Source organism: Paraburkholderia sp. J10-1 (assembly GCF_905220165.1).
GTDB lineage: Bacteria > Pseudomonadota > Gammaproteobacteria > Burkholderiales > Burkholderiaceae > Paraburkholderia.
The window spans coordinates 80791-96800 of the sequence record NZ_CAJMYW010000003.1 but is presented as its reverse complement, the minus strand read 5'-3'; the positions used below and the strand labels follow the sequence as shown (position 1 = coordinate 96800).

Here is a 16010-nt window from a genome sequence, read left to right as displayed (position 1 = left end):
CGCTCCTTGCGAGAAGGGGAATCGGCAGGGGCAATGCTCAAGAGTCCTATTCTTCAGGCTGCACGTCGGCGACATAGCGGCGCAGACAGGCGAGCAGGGCGGCTTCCTCGGCGCGGCTCGCAGCGTCGCTGGCCGAACCCGCGTCGCGCTCTTCGCCGAACATGGCTGCGGGCGCGGGGATCGTATCGACCACGCGGCCGTCGCGGAACACGCGGATTTGATGCGTCGCTTCCACATATTCGGCGATCCAGTGGATGCCCTCGATATGCGTGCCGATACGGACTGGCATCTTCATGAGATTCCCTCCTGGCGCAGCGCACGTCGGTCGATGCGCACGCGCCGCAATCGCGATTGCTATGGCGGATAGGGCAACAATACGCCGATGGCGTGTTCCGTGCTTGATCCCGGTCCCTCGCGCGTCCGGCTGCGGAACCTGGCGGCCGAAAAAAGAAAAGGCGGCCCGAACCCGGGCCGCCCTTGCGGCGTATTGCCAAATGAAAGCAGGCGGAAAGCCGGCGCGAGCGATGGCTCGCGCTTTAGCGCATTACTGCACCGTGGCCAGCACGTCGCGCACCGTGCCGAACAGGCGCGCGATTTCCTCTTCCGTCACGATGAGCGGCGGCGAGAACGCGAGAATGTCGCCCGTGAAGCGGATCAGCACACCTGCCTCGAAGCACTTCACGAAAACCTCGTAAGCGCGCGCGCCCGGCGCGCCGTCGCGCGAATCGAGTTCGATGCCGGCAACGAGGCCGAGATTGCGCACATCCTTGACATGCTTTTCGCCGCGCAGCGCGTGTGCGGCGGCCTCGAACTTCGGCGCGAGTGCGTTGGCGCGCTCGAACAGACCCTCACGGCGATACAGGTCCTGCGTCGCGATCGCGGCGGCGGCGGCGAGCGGGTGTGCCGAATAGGTGTAGCCGTGGAACAGCTCGATTGCGCCTTGCGCGCCGGCGTTCACGATCGTGTCGTGAATCGTGCGGCTCGCGGCCACGCCGCCCATCGGCACGGCGGCGTTGTTGATCGCCTTGGCCATTGTGATGATGTCGGGCGTGACGCCGAAGTACTCGCTGGCCGTGGCCTTGCCGAGGCGTCCGAAGCCCGTGATGACTTCGTCGAAAATCAGCAGGATGCCGTGCTTCGTGCAGATCTCGCGCAGGCGCTGCAGGTAGCCTTGCGGCGGAATCAGCACGCCGGTCGAACCCGCCACGGGCTCGACGATCACGGCGGCGATGGTCGAAGCGTCGTGCAGCGCGACGATGCGCTCGAGGTCTTCGGCGAGGTGCGCGCCCCAGCCCGGCTGGCCCTTCGAGAACGCGTTGTGTTCGAGATCGTGCGTGTGCGGCAGATGATCGACGGCCGGCAGCAGCTGGCCCGAAAACGCCTTGCGATTCGGCCCGATGCCGCCCACCGAGATGCCGCCGAAGCCCACGCCGTGATAGCCGCGCTCACGGCCGATCAGCTTGGTGCGCTGGCCTTCGCCGCGTGCGCGATGGTAGGCGAGTGCGATCTTCAACGCGGTGTCGACCGACTCCGAGCCGGAATTCGTGAAGAACACGCGGTCGAGCCCGGCCGGCATGATCTCGGCAACCTTCTGCGCGGCTTCGAACGCGAGCGGGTGGCCCATCTGGAAGGTGGGGGCGAAGTCGAGCTTGGCGGCCTGCTGGGCAATCGCCGCGACGATTTCCTCGCGCCCATGGCCCGCATTCACACACCAGAGCCCCGCGCTGCCGTCGAGCACTTCGCGGCCGTCGGTCGTGCGGTAGTACATGCCCTTGGCCGATTCGAGCAGGCGCGGTGCGGCCTTGAACTGGCGGTTGGCGGTGAAGGGCATCCAGAACGACGAGAGATCGTCGATGACGGGGCGCGAAGTCATGCGTGCTTCTCCTCAGGTGGGTTTGGCTCAACTGTAGCGCCGGGGCTTGAACCACGGCATAGACAGTCTCTATACTGATCTGCAAACCGTGCTGGACAATTCTCGCCAACTGTATTGGTCGGCGCCCGGGTCGTTCGGGTTTTCCCTCGCACTATACGCTTGCTTTTCCCATGATCGAACTCGAACTGGAGCGCGGCCGCGGCGCAGCGACTACGCTGGTCGAGCAGCTCGTACAGGGCTTCACGCGCGCAATCGATGCGCAAACGCTGCGCGCCGGCGCGCTGTTGCCCTCGGTGCGGCAGCTCGCGCAAACGCACGAGCTCTCCACCTATACAGTGACCGAGGCGTACAACCGTCTTGTTTCGATGGGCTTCGTGGTCGCGCGGCGCGGCTCGGGCTATCGCGTGGCGCAGCGCACCGAGTCGGCGCGGGCGAGCGCGGCGGGTTGGCAGCCGCCCACGCTCACGGCCACGTGGCTGCTCTCCGACGTGTTCGCCGATCATTCGGTGCCGATCAAGGCCGGCTGCGGCTGGGTGCCGGGCGAGTGGATCAACGAAAGCGGCCTGCAGCACGCCTTGCGCGCCATGAGCCGGGTGCCGGCCGTGCGTCTTGGCGACTACGGGCACCCTTACGGCTACGCGCCGCTGCGCGAGCGCATTGCGGCGCAGCTGGACCGCCAGGGGCTGCCTGTCGAGGTATCGAACGTCCTGCTTACGCAGGGCGCGACGCAGGGGCTCGATCTGATCGTGCGCACGCTCTTGCGGCCCGGCGACACGGTGCTCGTGGAAGACCCCGGCTACTGCAATCTGCTGCAGATCCTCAAGCTCGCGGGGCTCACGGTGCACGGCGTGCCGCGCACGCCCGCCGGGCTCGACATCGAGGCGCTCGAGCGCCAGGTGGCCGCGCATCAGCCCAAGGCGATCTTCGTGAACACGACGCTGCAGAATCCCACCGGCGCGACGTATGCGATGTCCAACGCGTTCCGCTTGCTGCAGATCGCCGAGCGCCAGCGCATGTGGGTCGTCGAGGACGATGTGAGCCGCGAACTCGCGCCGCCGGGCGCCCCGCTGCTCGCCGCGATGGAGGGCCTGCAGCGCGTGGTGTACGTCAGCGGCTTTTCGAAGACGGTCACGCCCTCGCTGCGTTGCGGCTACGTGGTCGCCGAGCGCGATGTGCTGCGCGAACTGGCGCGCGCGAAGATGGCGGTGGGGCTCACGTCGTCGGCGACCATCGAGCGCATGGTCGACAAGGTGCTGCTCGAAGGGCGCCACGCACGGCATGTCGAGCTGGTGAATGAGCGGCTGAAGGCCGCGCATGCGTGCGTGGAGGAGCGGCTGGATGCGCTCGGGCTCGAAATCTTCCACCGGCCGCGCGCGGGACTCTTCTTGTGGGCGCGCCTTGCGATCGAACCCGAACGGGCCGGCGCGATTGCCACGGCGGCGCTGCGCGACGGCATCTGGCTCGCGCCCGGCTCCTATTTCCGGCCCGACGACGAACCGAGCGCATGGTTTCGCTTCAACGCGCCGTATTCGACGGACGATGCGCTGTGGCGATTCATCGAGCGTGCGCGGTAGGGCGCGTGTTCAGAACAAGCTCTGCTGCCCCGACATCAGCGTGTCGAAATCCTCGCGCAGGAACGGCAGAATCGCGTCCGCAACTGGCTGTAGCTGGCGGCTCACATAGAACGCGTAGTCGAGCGGCGAGCTCAGCGTTTCGAGCGGCTCGGGCCCGGCCGTCGTCATCACGTAGCTGATCCAGCCGCCGTTCTGATACTGGAGCGGACGGCCTTTCGCGCGATTGAACTCGTCCGCGACGCGCGCGGCCCGCACGTGCGGCGGCACGTTGCGCTGGTACTCGACGAGCGGCCGGCGCAAGCGCTTGCGGTAGACGAGTTGGTCGTCCAGTTCGCCATTGAGCGTGCGCCGCACGTAGTCGCGGATGTACTCCACATAGGGCTCGCGCTGGAAAATGCGCCGGTACAGTTCGCGCTGGAACTCCTGTGCGAGCGGCGTCCAGTCGGTGCGCACGGTTTCGAGGCCCTTGAACACGACTTCTTCGCCGCCGCTCTTCGCAAGCGTGAGCCCGGCGTAGCGCTTTTTACTGCCTTCTTCCGCGCCGCGCACCGTGGGCATGAGAAAGCGCGAGTAATGGCGTTCGAACTGCAATTCCAGGGCGCTTTGGAGACCGAAGCGTTCCCGCAGTTCGGCCTTCCACCATGCATTGACGTGCTCGACGAGCTGCTTGCCGGTGCGCGTGGCGTCGGCTTCGCTGTACGCGTGCTTGAGCCAGACGAAGGTCGAGTCGGTGTCGCCGTAGATCACGTCGTAGCCCTGCGACTCGATGAGTTGACGCGTTCTGCGCATGATCTCGTGCCCGCGCATCGTAATCGAGGAGGCGAGGCGCGGGTCGAAGAAACGGCAACCGGTTGAGCCGAGCACGCCGTAGAAGGCGTTCATGATGATCTTGAGCGCCTGCGAGAGCGGGGCGTTGTGGTGCCGCTTCGCGTTTTCTCGCTCGTCCCACACCTGGCGCACGATTTCCGGCAGACAGTGCTTCTCGCGGGAAAAGCGCGCACCAAGAAAGCCGGGCACGGACACATCGTCGGCGGGATTGCTCAAACCTTCGATGAGTCCGACGGGATCGATCAGAAACGTGCGGATGATCGACGGGTAGAGGCTCTTGTAGTCGAGCACGAGCACCGAGTCGTAGATGCCGGGGCGCGAGTCCATGACGAAGCCGCCTGGGCTGTTTTCGCCCACCACGTCGCCGATGTTAGGCGCCACATAGCCGAGCCTGTGCATCTTGGGCAGATACAGGTGCGTGAACGCGGCGACCGAACCACCGCTGCGATCCACGGGCAGCCCCGTGACGGACGCGCGTTCGAGCAAAAAGGCGATCAGCTCGGTTTTCTCGAACACACGCGTGACCAGTTCGCAGTCCTTGAGGTTGTAGCGAGCCAGCGCGGGTTTGTCTTCGTCGAAGCGGCGCTGGATCTCGTCCATGCGCTGATACGGGTTGTCGATGGACTTGCCTTCACCGAGCAACGCCTGCGCGACGTATTCGAGGCTGAACGACGGAAAGCTCCAGGTGGCCGAGCGCAGCGCCTCGATGCCGTCGATGATGAGGCGGCCCGCTGCGCCTGCGAAGAAGTGATTCTCGCGCATGCCGTGCTCGCGCCACTCCATGACCTCGCCGCCACGCCCAAGTCGCAGAGGCACGCCGGTTTGCTGCGCGTGCGCGTGCAACACGCGCAAATCGAACTGCACGAGATTCCAGCCGATGATGGCGTCGGGGTCGTGCTGTGCCATCCACGCGTTCAGGCGTTCGAGCATTTGCGCGCGGCTTTCGCAGTATTCGAAATCGAAATCGATCTGGCTCGCGTCGCCGTTTGCAGGGCCGAGCATGTAGACCTGGCGTTGTCCGCAGCCTTCGAGCGCAATGGAATACAACTCGCCCTGTGCGCTCGTTTCGATGTCGAGCGACACGAGTTTCAGGCGCGGGCGATAGCCGTTGGCGGGTTTCATCTCGCCGTCGAGCAGCACGCCGCTTGCGCTGAAGTCGACGGTGTCGCCGCGAAACAGCACGGGCGCGGTGATGAAGCGCTCCATCATGTAGCGGTCCGGCGGCTGGATGTCGGCTTCGTAGACGTCGACGCCCGCTTTGGCGAGGCGTTTCGCATGCCCCGCGAGGGCGCGATATTGCGGCGAGTAGAGCCCAAGCACCGGACGGTGCTGGAAGTCGCACAGATTGAGCGGGCGAAATTCGGTGCGTGCGTCGCCCTTTAGTGCGGCGCGGGCCGCAGCTTGCTGCGAGGCCGGCACGAATGCCACAGAGGGCTGGGGGCGCAGGCGCAACTGGCGCGGCCCCGCGTCGGTCGCGAGCCAGAAGTCGACCTCGGTGTGTTCGCCCGTATCGCGCCAATGGCGGGTGAGAATAAAACCCGCTTCAAACTCAGACAAAGTGTGACTCCGCCGCCCATGTTTCCCGGTTGCGATTGTAGCGGTTGAACCGGCGTTTACATCGAAAGGCGGCGGGTCGTATTAGCGCTGCAGCAGGTGCGCGAACATCGGATACAGCGAAACGATCAGCGAGAGCGCCATGGCGACGTTGAACAGGCGCAGCCGCCGCGGGTTCGAGAGAAAACGCCGCATGCTCGTGCCGAACGCGGCCCAGATGCAGATGCACGGCAGGCCGATCACGTAGAACAGGAAGGCCATCGCCATCGTATTGGTGCCGAAGTTCGCAGAAAGGCGGATCGTGGTGGCGGCCGTGAGCACCATCATCCACGCCTTGGGATTGACCCACTGGAACGCGATGGCTTCGTGAAAGCGCATGGGCCGGTGCTCGCCGCTCTTTACCTTGAGGTCGCCAGAGGTACCGATCTTCCACGCGAGATACAGCAGGTACGCAATGCTCGCGACTTCCAGCACGACATAGAGCGACGGAATATGCCGGAACACCTGACCAAGCCCGAAACCCACCGAGAGCATGAGCACGACCACGCCTGCACTAATGCCGAGAATGTGCGGCACCGTGCGGCGAAAGCCGAAGTTGACGCCGGAAGCGAGCAACATGGTGTTATTGGGGCCGGGCGTGATGGTCGTGACCACGACGAAGAGCATGCCGGCGGGCAGCGCACTGAGCATTTCGGGCAGCATGATGGGAGGGGCTCCGGAAAGAGAAGGCAGATTCGATGGAGATCAGTTTATCGACAGTGCGCGGTACAGTACCGGTACAGTTGTGAAGACGCTGAACAGTACGGCTTGGGGCGCGATGGCGCGGTTCGGCCGAACCCTTAAAGCGCCACAGCGGATGAGACTGCTTTGGTGGACTGAAACAAGAGCCGCGGTATCGTAGACGTAGTTGAGAAGTGGACAGGCCTGAGGGGTAGCTGCCAGCGTGCAATGTTGGCTATCCACTGTCGCGTCGGGTGATGGCTGGACGACTTCTCGCACACGGGAGAGCCCGATGCGTTCTCTGGAAGCAAGGCAGACCGCGACACGAAGCTTGATCTGGCGGCTTCTTTTCTGCATGTGTCTGGTTGCTCCGATGCTTCCCGGCATTGCGCGAGGGATGGACTTCCGTATCTATTACCAACCTCAGCTCAAGCTGAAGATGATCATCGGGGAGGGGAGGATCGAGGACGGCGATGCCCGGAAATTTCGAGCGTTTGCGAGCAGGGCCGACCGCGATGGTGATGGACTGGTCGTATTCGTTTTAAGCAGTCCAGGGGGAAATGTTGAAGCGGCATTCCGTGTCGTCGATGCCATGGACAAAGTGCGCGTCCACACGCTGGTTCCGAGCGACGCCAGGTGTGCGTCCGCCTGTGCTTCCATCCTCTTTGCCTCAGGCGAACGCCGAAGTGTCCTTGGCAGCGGTCTGCTCGGGTTTCATAGTTGCTATCGGAAAGCGGGGCAAACCTATGCCGAAGACTCGCTTTGCAACGAAATAATCGCCGCGAACGCCATGCAAAGGGGCGTCAGTCACGCTGCCATCAATCGTTTCGTCAAGCAATACGGTGCGCAAGACATGGCATGGGTTCGGCGCGATGGCGCATGCCAGTCGCTTCAGGGGCTCTGCAAGCCAGGGCGGCTGGAAGCACAACCGGATGCGAAGGCCGCGTTGATGAGCAGTCTCGATTGCAGCAAGCTCATATCCATTCAGGCACAGCTTGTTTGCGGGGACGCCGAGCTTTCCCGTGTCGACAAGAGGCTCACTGAAATCTATAACCAACGGGTCAGTGTGTCGGCAAACAAGGCGCGGTTGCGAGCGGAGCAACGGACATGGCTTCGCGATGTTCGCAATGCGTGTAGCGATAAGGCCTGCTTGCTGCGCAGCTATCGACAGCGTATCGACGATCTAAAGGAGTCCCGATCTTGAGGGGTGGCGGAGACGCTGGCCGCGTGCGGGGATTTTCTCTATTGGCTTAATGCAGGACTGAAGAAAGCACCCCGTGGGACCCGCATGACGCACAACCGTCATATGGCAGAGCGTGACGTGCTTGCGAACGTCTACTCGGCATGCCATGGACGGCGCGGCCGCATCCAGACGGTCGCGGGCCTCCACCGATGGCCCCGGCGTTCCCGGTCCATCAAGATCGGGGTACCGAACTGCCGACTGTTTCATATACTTCTCGTAGCAACATCTCCCGTTGGCAGCTAGCGCAACGTCGCGTTGCCTATTTCGAGTCGAGGCCATATGAGCACGATCATGCCGGCCGGACGCGCCGAGCCCGAACAGCGCGAGCCGATTCTCAATACCGTCGACCGTGTCTGCGAAATATGTTTTGGTCTGTTCATGGCACTGACGTTCGTCGGCGCCGTCAAGGCGGTCACCGCGGGCGAAGACGAGGGGTACAAGATGTTCTTCGCCGCGCTCGGGTGCAATCTTGCGTGGGGCCTCGCCGACGCCGTGATGTATCTCGTACGAACGCTCGCCGATCGGGGGCAGCGTCTGCAACTCGCGCAGACCGTCAAGCGCGAGCAGGACCCGTCGGTTGCCGTACGGGCGCTGCGCGATGCATTGCCCGAAAAAATGGCTACGCTCGTCGAAGATGCCGACCTCGAGCGGATCCGCGTGCGCCTCGCGGCAGCCCCAACGTTGCCGCCTCGGGCGAATTTCGTGAGAGGGGATTTCGTCGGCGCGCTTGGCATTTTTCTGCTTGTGGTCCTGGGAACGTTTCCCGTCGCGTTGCCGTTTCTCGTCGTCAAGGACGTGACAACGGCGCTCATCGCCTCGCGCGTGCTCACACTCGTGATGCTTTTCATCGCCGGCTTTGCGCTGGGGCGCTACACCGGCGCAGGGGCGATGAAGGCAGGTATCGCGATGATCGCGCTCGGCATTCTGCTGACGATGGCCATTATCAAGCTGGGCGGCTAACCGTCGCGACTTTGGCCGACCTGATCCTGCCTGGCGGCGGCGCAGGCATGCCATCGTAGTGGGTGCCGGCCGCACGCCGTTTCGTACTGAAGGGCACGACGCGAGCGCGTAGCCGGGTTGAGCGCGCAGATCGCGCGCTGGTGAAGCGCGCGTCATCCAGGCTGGCGTCCGTCTTCCCAACGCGGGTCCGCGGTGATCTGCATGGTGAGCCGGTTTTCTAGCGGATTCGTGCTGAGTGTTTCCCATATCCGTTCGCGCAATCTGTCCTGCGAGGCGAGATCGCTTAACGCGGACGTTGCGCCGACAAGCACGCTGATTTCGACAAAATTACGCCGGCCCGCCTGGATGACGTGCGTGTGATGGCGCAGAATGCCAAGCTCGCGTTCGAGCTTTGAAAGCGTTTTCTCGATCTCCGAGCGCGGATTGTTCTCTTCGGGGCTCATGTGCAGCAATTCAGCAAAGCTCGTGCGCACGATTTTCACTGGCGCGGAGAGAAATATCAGCGACAGTCCCGCGGTCATTGCACTGTCGACATAGCGCGCCCATAGATAGTGAACGCTTTCGGGCAAGATCGAATAGACGAAAAAGCCGAGCAGCGTGGCCGCACTGAACGCGAATTTCATGATCCATTTCCAGCCGTCGGTTTTGAGCAGCTTGGAATTGATCTGCGCGGCCGCGCGTTTTTTATAGACCACCATGGCCAGGCAGATCACGCAACTCGCGAGGCTGATCAGCATGACGCCGCGTGCATTCACGACGTGGCCGCCCGAGCGGATCCCCTCGATCCCGTTCACGAGGCCATACACGCAAACGAGCAGCATCATGAGTCCGTTTATGCCATTCACGAGCGGCTCGAGAAACCAATATCCATATTCGAAGCGGGTCGTCGCGGGCCGGCTGACCACGGTGGCCGCGAGCAATCCGAGCGCGGAACTCACGAGGTTGAGCAGATAGAAAATGGCGGTCAGCAGCAGCGTGTCGGACTGCACGAAGAAGCCATAGCCGATGTTGGCCGCGAAACCGAGGCACACGACGTAAATGGAAACTTTCATCGCGCGCTGCTCGACCGCTGCGAGTTGCGCCTTGCGGAGCGCGTAGCTGATAGGCATGGTTCCTCGCTGTCGAACGTTGGGACGTTTGAATGGCGGCGGTGAGACGAAAAGCGGTCAGGGGACCGACGGATGCGGGCGAGCGCGACGGCGTGCGGCTAACGCCATGCAGAGGCGCTCAGCCCGAAGATCGCAACGAGTCCGCCGCCCATCACCACGAGAAATGCGCACCACTCCGGCCTGGAAAAGAGCGCCTGGCCGCGCTCGCGCCGCGCCCACATGTAGAGCAGGCTGCCGGGTCCATATAAGAGCGCGGACATGACGAGCAGTTCCACCCCGCAAGCGTAAAGCAGGAACAGCGTATAAATCGTGGCGATGCCCGCTGTGGCATAGCTCTGCATGCGCTTTCTCGCACTCATGGCCGATTGCGGGAGCGCACGGATCGCCTTGAGCCCGAAGGTCGCCACAAAAAAGTAAGGGATGAGCGCCATGGCGCTCGTGAGGCGCAGCATGAGCGAGAACGCGTCGGTGGACCAGTACGTGCTGATGACGAAGCCCTGCACCACGCTGCTCGTGAGCCATATTGCGGCGGTGGGAAGCTGCCGCGCGTTGCGGCGCGCGAAGATGGCGGGCATGGCATCCGCTTTCGCGCTGGCATACAGCACTTCCGCGCAGATCAGCGACCATGCAAGGTAAGCGCCGAGCACGGAGACGATGAGCGCGCCGCCAATGAACACCGCACCTGGCGAGCCGATCACGGCGCCAAGCACCGACGCCATGGAAGGTTGCCGCATGGCCGCGATGTCCGCGCGCATGAGATGCGCGTAGGGCAGCAGCGTGACGAGCACGAGCAGCAACAGCACGAAGGCGAAGCCGAGTATCGTGGCAGCGCCCACGTCGGAGCGTTTTTTCGCGTAGCGCGAATACACGCTCGCCCCTTCAATGCCGAGAAACACGAATACCGTGACGAGCATCGTCCCTTTAACCTGCGTGGAAAGCCGCCCGGCACTTTCCGCGAGATTGTTCGTGAATGGCTCCGCGCTTGCGTAGACACTCAAAATACCGATAAAAACGAAAATCGGCAAAATCTTCACGACAGTAAGAATCGCATTGATGAGCGTGGCCTGCTGAATGCCCCGCAAAAGCATCCAGTGAAATGCCCAAATGCCGACCGACGAAACCGCAATGGCAATCGGCGTATTGCCGTTTCCAAATGCCGGCACGAATGCGCCGAGCGTGGATTTGATCAGCACCCAATAGGAGACGTTGCCAAAGCAACCGGCCATCCAGTAGCCGAACGCGGAGAGGAAGCCGGCGTAGCCGCCAAAGCCGTCGCGTGCATAGGCAAAGATGCCGGAGTCGAGGTCGGGCCGGATTTCTGCAAGCAGCTGGAAGACGCGGGCCAGCATATACATGCCGCCTCCCGCAATGCACCATGAGACAACGGCGGCTGTTGGGCCCGCTTCGAGCGCGAAGTTGCGCGGCAGCGAATAGATGCCCGCGCCGACCATGGACCCCACGACCATGGCTGTGAGTACCGGCAGCGACAACTTCTGGTCATCCGTCGATTTCATGTTCGAGCCTTTATCCGATCTTCGATCTGTCGTAATGCGAGCGCGGGAAATCGCGGATTGAAAATGCGCGCCACATTGAATTGCTGAACGATTCTCGAGCGAATGTCACGTTGAATGCATCATGTGCGAATCGTATTCCATAATGTTCGTCAGGTGTCCGGAGGATGGATGGCAAAAGGAGCGTCGCCGGGCACGTATTGGCTGAATGTTCGCTAATGAGTGTGCATGCAATCGTTAGCAAACAGGTCGAACGAATTGGCGAATCCGCAATGCGCCGCATCAGGGGAATGTCATGCGATATCTCGCTGCAGCACTTCTTGGCTCCGTAGTTGGCTCGCTTGCGCTTTCCGGCTGCGAGGCGCCCACTTCAGGTTCCACCTTCACGCCGGCTCAGGCGCAGCAGGTGTTCGTGGTCGAACTCGGAGCGGTCGAATCCGTGCGGCCCGTCACCATCCAGCCAGGTCCGACCGGCATTGGCGCAATCACGGGTGGCGCGCTTGGCGGCATCGCGGCAGGCAGCAACATCGGGCGCGGCACGGGTTCGGTTGCGGCGGGCATAGGCGGTGCTGTGCTGGGCGGCGCGGCGGGCAATGCCGTGGAGCAGCGCGTCACACAGCGCGCGGGCCTTGAAATCGTGGTGCGCCTGGATTCGGGGCAACTGATGTCGGTGGTCCAGGATGCGGATCAGCAGTTCGTGCCGGGCGACCGTGTGCGTGTATTGCTCGGCAACAACTCGGTGCGCGTGACCCGATGAAGTGAACGCAGGTGGGGTTGGTCTCTCGATAAAGCGAAGTTCTGAACAAAGCGAGGAAACCGATGGCCGATACCGAGCAGAAGATGAGTCGCGTGCAGTTGACCGCGATGGTAGTCGGGGGCATGGTGGGCGCCGGGATCTTTTCTCTGCCGCGAACCTTCGCCAATGCAACGGGACCGGTCGGCGCGGCCATTGCGTGGCTCGTGGCGGGCGTGGGCATGTACACGCTCGCACGCGTCTTTCAGTCGCTCGCGGAGCGCAAGCCGAACCTCGACGCCGGTGTGTTCATGTACGCCAAAGAGGGCTTCGGCGACTATCCCGGCTTCCTCTCCGCGTTCGGTTACTGGATCGGCAGTTGCATTGGCAACGTCTCGTACTGGGTGCTGATCAAGTCCACGCTGGGCGCATTTTTCCCGGTTTTCGGCGACGGCAATACGGTTACAGCGATCGTCGTGGCTTCGATCGGCATCTGGCTGTTTCACTTTCTCATTCTGCGCGGCGTGAAGCAGGCCGCGTTCATCAACACGATCGTGACGTTCGCCAAGGTCATCCCGATCCTGGTGTTCGTCGTCATTCTCCTGTTCGTATTCAAGTACGGGACCTTCCAGCTGAATATCCAGTCCGCGGCGCAAGAGGGCGGGCTCATCCAGCAGGTTCGCGCGACGATGCTGGTCACCGTGTTCGTGTTCATCGGCATCGAAGGTGCGAGTGTGTATTCGCGCTACGCGAAGGAGCGCGCGGACGTTGGGCGCGCAACGATCTTCGGCTTCGCGGGCGTGACGGCGCTTATGGTGCTCGTTTCCATGCTGCCTTTCGCCGTGCTGCCGCGCGCTGACGTGGCGGGCATGCGCCAGCCCTCCATGGCGGCCGTGCTCGAAAGCGTGGTCGGACCGTGGGGCGGCATCTTTGTGAGCGTGGGTCTAATTGTTTCCGTGCTGGGCGCGTATCTGGCGTGGTCCCTCATCTGTGCCGAGGTGATGTTCGCCGCGGCGCGCAATCAGGACATGCCGGCCGTGTTCGCGCGCGAAAACGCCAACAATGTGCCGGCCAATGCGCTCTGGATCACCAATATCGTCGTGCAGTTGCTGGTGGCTAGCACGTATTTCTCGCGCGATGCGTTCTCGCTGATGCTCAACCTCACGAGTTCGATGTCGCTGATTCCGTATCTCTTCGTCGCGGCCTATGGGTTCATGGTTTCGAACCGAGGTGAAAGCTACGAATTGCGGCCCGAAGAGCGCAAGCGCGATCTCGCGCTGGCAGCGGTCGCTGTGATCTACACGTTGTTCATGATCGTTGCCGGGGGGCTCAAGTTCATCCTGCTTTCTGCGATTCTTTATGCGCCTGGCACCGTGCTGTATTTCCTCGCGCGCAGAGAACGCAAGCTGAAGGTTTTTCAGCGTACGAGCGACTGGGTCATTTTCATCGTGGCGGCTGTCGCGGCGATCGTAGGCGTCGTGGCGCTGGCCACGGGCGCCATGGCAATCTAATGAGAACGAGCGGAGATCGATATGTCCAAGGCAAAGGGCGGTGGGAAGAGTGAAAAGAGCGAGAAAGCAGATAAATTAGAAAAGGCCGCGAAGGGGGGCAAGGGCAAGGCGAAGGAAGACAGTGCGTTGGGGGTGTATTCCGAAGTCGGCCAGCTGCGCAAGGTCATGGTGTGTGCGCCCGGCATGGCGCACTCGCGTCTCACGCCGAGCAATTGCGATGAGCTGCTGTTCGACGACGTGCTGTGGGTCGACAACGCGAAGCGCGACCATTTCGACTTCGTCACGAAAATGCGCGACCGTGGTGTAGAGGTCGTGGAAATGCACAACCTGCTCGCCGAAACCGTTGCCGTGCCCGAAGGCAAGAAGTGGATTCTCGACAATCAGATCGTGCCGAACCAGGTCGGGCTGGGGTTTATCGACGAACTGCGCAGCTATCTGGAAGGGCTTGAGGATCGCAAGCTGGCCGAGACCTTGCTTGGCGGCCTGTCGATCTACGACTTCCCCGAATCGCACGGCGGCGCTGCGCTCAAGGTCGTGCGCGAAGCGGCCGGCTCTACTGAATATCTTTTGCCGCCGTTGCCGAACACGCTATACACGCGCGACACCACGTGCTGGATTTACGGCGGCGTGACGCTCAATCCGCTGTACTGGCCCGCGCGCCATGAGGAAACGATCCTGGCGGCGGCAATCTACCGTTTTCATCCGGACTTCGCAGGCAAGGTCAACGTGTGGTGGGGCGACCCCACTGAGGACCACGGCATGGCGACGCTCGAAGGCGGCGATGTCATGCCCATCGGCAACAAGACCGTGCTGATCGGCATGAGCGAGCGCACGTCGCGTCAGGCGATCAGCCAGCTCGCTGCCACGCTGTTCAAGAAGGGCGCGGCCGAGCAGGTGATCGTCGCGGCCATGCCGAAAATTCGCGCGGCCATGCACCTCGATACGGTTTTCACGTTCGCAGATCGCGATTGCGTGCTGATCGCGCCAGATTTCCTCGCGCGCACTCGCACCTTTACCTACCGGCCCAGCGATCACCCGGCGGGTGTGGAATTGCATCAGGAGAAAAAGTCCTTCGTCGAGGTCGTGAGCGCCGCGCTCGGCATCAAGAAAATGCGCGTGGTGGAAGCGGGCGGCAACGACTACCAGCGTGAACGCACGCAGTGGGACAGCGGCGCGAACCTGGTTTGCACTTCGCCTGGCGTCGTGTTCGCTTACGACCGCAACACCTATACGAACACGCTGCTGCGCAAGGCTGGCATCGAAGTCGTGAGTATCGTGGGCGCGGAGCTCGGGCGTGGGCGCGGCGGCGGCCATTGCATGACGTGCCCGATCATTCGCGATGCGGTGGACTTCTAGCGTCGAAGTGCGAGGTGACCGTTGCGGGCGCAAGCAATTGCGCCGCGATGGTGCCGAATAACAGAAGTGGGCGAAGCCGGGTTACGGGTAGGCGGACAGCTACCCGTCCGGCGGTGGCGCGCGCTTGCGGGTGCGCACATGACGCGCACCAACGCAGCGCTAGCGCACGCTAGCCCCAGTCAAAGCACGTTGAGCATGGCGAGCGCGCTTTCCTGCAGATGCGGCAGGACGCGCTGAAGCGCGGCCTCCGGGCTTTCATCGCCCATCGGCATGTTGGTGCTGAGCGCGGCGACCACTTCGCCGTTGCGATTCCTTAGCGGCACCGCAATGCCGCGCACGCCCACCTGCAACTGCTGTTCGATGAGCGCATAGCCATCCACGCGCGCCCGCCCGATCTTCTCGCGCAGGCGCGCGCCGCTCGTGATGGTATGCGGCGTGAAGGGCGTCAGCTCGACCGTATCGAGCCAGGCGGAAACCGCTTCCTGGTCGGCCTCGTGCGCGAGCAGCACCACACCGGGTGAGATGAGCGGCGCGGGCACGCGCGCGCCGAGCACGAAGCCCGTGGTCATCACGCGCGAAACACCATTGCGCGCGATCACCACGAGGTCCCAGCCATCGAGCACGCTCACATAGGCCGATTCGTTGAGCGTCGCGCTCAACTGCTGCAGATACGGCTGCACGGTGCGCGGCAGGCGCGCCGAATCGAAATACGACCAGCCCACGCGCAACACGCGCGGCGTGAGGCCGTACAGCCGGCCGTCCGTGTACACATAGCCCAGCGATTCGAGCGTGAGCAAATAGCGGCGCGCGGCGGTGCGCGAGAGGCCCGTGCGCTCCGCCGCCTGGGTGGGGGTCATGCGCGCGTGCTCGCTGTCAAAGGCTTCGAGAATCGCGAGGCCTTTTTCAAGCCCCGCAATCCAGTCGCGCGGGTCCAGTGGCGGTTTCTTCATCGGCGAACAAGACCCTCTGCCGCAAGTTGCCAAATCAATGGAAAAAGCCGCAGGCGCCAAACGCCTGCGGCTCGCCAGCCTTCGATGT

At 62.9% G+C, this 16010-nt stretch carries 13 protein-coding genes; 6 read left to right on the top strand and 7 right to left on the bottom strand.

The window, feature by feature from the left end; all coding sequences use genetic code 11:
• Positions 1 to 46: 46 nt before the first annotated feature.
• Together U5A65_RS13025 and U5A65_RS13020 are read right to left on the bottom strand one after the other, a co-directional pair.
• Positions 47 to 295: a hypothetical protein gene (locus U5A65_RS13025; RefSeq protein WP_201695812.1), complete on the bottom strand. Its 249-nt coding sequence runs from the start codon at positions 293 to 295 to the stop codon at positions 47 to 49.
• A 249-nt stretch (positions 296 to 544) separates the two neighbouring features.
• On the bottom strand, positions 545 to 1873 hold the full coding sequence (locus U5A65_RS13020) for an aspartate aminotransferase family protein (protein ID WP_321946489.1): 1329 nt from the start codon (positions 1871 to 1873) through the stop codon (positions 545 to 547).
• 170 nt (positions 1874 to 2043) lie between these two features.
• Between U5A65_RS13020 and U5A65_RS13015 the strand changes: the two genes are divergently transcribed.
• Positions 2044 to 3447, top strand: a complete 1404-nt coding sequence (locus U5A65_RS13015; RefSeq protein WP_321946488.1) for a PLP-dependent aminotransferase family protein — start codon at positions 2044 to 2046, stop codon at positions 3445 to 3447.
• 9 nt (positions 3448 to 3456) lie between these two features.
• On the opposite strand, the gene U5A65_RS13010 is transcribed toward U5A65_RS13015, so the two are convergent.
• Both U5A65_RS13010 and U5A65_RS13005 read right to left on the bottom strand, forming a co-directional pair.
• On the bottom strand, positions 3457 to 5832 hold the full coding sequence (locus U5A65_RS13010) for a DNA polymerase II (RefSeq protein WP_321946487.1): 2376 nt from the start codon (positions 5830 to 5832) through the stop codon (positions 3457 to 3459).
• An 81-nt stretch (positions 5833 to 5913) separates the two neighbouring features.
• Complete coding sequence (locus U5A65_RS13005) at positions 5914 to 6531, bottom strand: LysE family translocator (RefSeq protein WP_321915455.1); 618 nt, start codon at positions 6529 to 6531, stop codon at positions 5914 to 5916.
• A 310-nt stretch (positions 6532 to 6841) separates the two neighbouring features.
• Here U5A65_RS13005 and U5A65_RS13000 point away from each other — a divergent pair, with 310 nt between their 5' ends.
• Together U5A65_RS13000 and U5A65_RS12995 are read left to right on the top strand one after the other, a co-directional pair.
• Positions 6842 to 7753 carry a lysozyme inhibitor LprI family protein gene (locus tag U5A65_RS13000; protein ID WP_321946486.1) on the top strand — a complete coding sequence of 304 codons (912 nt, stop codon included), beginning with the start codon at positions 6842 to 6844 and terminating at the stop codon, positions 7751 to 7753.
• A 318-nt stretch (positions 7754 to 8071) separates the two neighbouring features.
• Entirely contained in the window at positions 8072 to 8752 is a 681-nt protein-coding gene (locus U5A65_RS12995; protein ID WP_321915453.1) for a VIT1/CCC1 transporter family protein, read from the top strand.
• Positions 8753 to 8904: 152 nt separating this feature from the next.
• On the opposite strand, the gene U5A65_RS12990 is transcribed toward U5A65_RS12995, so the two are convergent.
• Together U5A65_RS12990 and U5A65_RS12985 are read right to left on the bottom strand one after the other, a co-directional pair.
• Positions 8905 to 9861: a cation diffusion facilitator family transporter gene (locus tag U5A65_RS12990; RefSeq protein WP_321915452.1), complete on the bottom strand. Its 957-nt coding sequence runs from the start codon at positions 9859 to 9861 to the stop codon at positions 8905 to 8907.
• A gap of 98 nt (positions 9862 to 9959) precedes the next feature.
• Entirely contained in the window at positions 9960 to 11375 is a 1416-nt protein-coding gene (locus tag U5A65_RS12985; RefSeq protein ID WP_321946485.1) for a basic amino acid/polyamine antiporter, read from the bottom strand.
• Between the two features lie 292 nt (positions 11376 to 11667).
• Here U5A65_RS12985 and U5A65_RS12980 point away from each other — a divergent pair, with 292 nt between their 5' ends.
• The 3 genes from U5A65_RS12980 (at position 11668) to U5A65_RS12970 (ending at position 14972) form a co-directional block, all read left to right on the top strand.
• Positions 11668 to 12129, top strand: a complete 462-nt coding sequence (locus U5A65_RS12980; RefSeq protein WP_321915450.1) for a hypothetical protein — start codon at positions 11668 to 11670, stop codon at positions 12127 to 12129.
• A gap of 62 nt (positions 12130 to 12191) precedes the next feature.
• Positions 12192 to 13616: a basic amino acid/polyamine antiporter gene (locus U5A65_RS12975; RefSeq protein WP_321915449.1), complete on the top strand. Its 1425-nt coding sequence runs from the start codon at positions 12192 to 12194 to the stop codon at positions 13614 to 13616.
• Between the two features lie 165 nt (positions 13617 to 13781).
• Positions 13782 to 14972 (top strand): arginine deiminase, encoded by a 1191-nt coding sequence (locus U5A65_RS12970; RefSeq protein WP_233271811.1) that lies wholly within the window; start codon positions 13782 to 13784, stop codon positions 14970 to 14972.
• A gap of 179 nt (positions 14973 to 15151) precedes the next feature.
• On the opposite strand, the gene U5A65_RS12965 is transcribed toward U5A65_RS12970, so the two are convergent.
• Complete coding sequence (locus U5A65_RS12965) at positions 15152 to 15922, bottom strand: IclR family transcriptional regulator domain-containing protein (protein WP_321915447.1); 771 nt, start codon at positions 15920 to 15922, stop codon at positions 15152 to 15154.
• Positions 15923 to 16010: the final 88 nt, after the last annotated feature.

Coding starts and splice junctions, on each gene's coding strand:
- U5A65_RS13025 (WP_201695812.1), bottom strand. CDS start 295: ATGAAGATGCCAGTCCGTATCGGCACGCATATCGAGGGCATCCACTGG.
- U5A65_RS13020 (WP_321946489.1), bottom strand. CDS start 1,873: ATGACTTCGCGCCCCGTCATCGACGATCTCTCGTCGTTCTGGATGCCC.
- U5A65_RS13015 (WP_321946488.1), top strand. CDS start 2,044: ATGATCGAACTCGAACTGGAGCGCGGCCGCGGCGCAGCGACTACGCTG.
- U5A65_RS13005 (WP_321915455.1), bottom strand. CDS start 6,531: ATGCTGCCCGAAATGCTCAGTGCGCTGCCCGCCGGCATGCTCTTCGTC.
- U5A65_RS13000 (WP_321946486.1), top strand. CDS start 6,842: ATGCGTTCTCTGGAAGCAAGGCAGACCGCGACACGAAGCTTGATCTGG.
- U5A65_RS12995 (WP_321915453.1), top strand. CDS start 8,072: ATGAGCACGATCATGCCGGCCGGACGCGCCGAGCCCGAACAGCGCGAG.
- U5A65_RS12990 (WP_321915452.1), bottom strand. CDS start 9,861: ATGCCTATCAGCTACGCGCTCCGCAAGGCGCAACTCGCAGCGGTCGAG.
- U5A65_RS12985 (WP_321946485.1), bottom strand. CDS start 11,375: ATGAAATCGACGGATGACCAGAAGTTGTCGCTGCCGGTACTCACAGCC.
- U5A65_RS12980 (WP_321915450.1), top strand. CDS start 11,668: ATGCGATATCTCGCTGCAGCACTTCTTGGCTCCGTAGTTGGCTCGCTT.
- U5A65_RS12975 (WP_321915449.1), top strand. CDS start 12,192: ATGGCCGATACCGAGCAGAAGATGAGTCGCGTGCAGTTGACCGCGATG.
- U5A65_RS12970 (WP_233271811.1), top strand. CDS start 13,782: ATGGTGTGTGCGCCCGGCATGGCGCACTCGCGTCTCACGCCGAGCAAT.
- U5A65_RS12965 (WP_321915447.1), bottom strand. CDS start 15,922: ATGAAGAAACCGCCACTGGACCCGCGCGACTGGATTGCGGGGCTTGAA.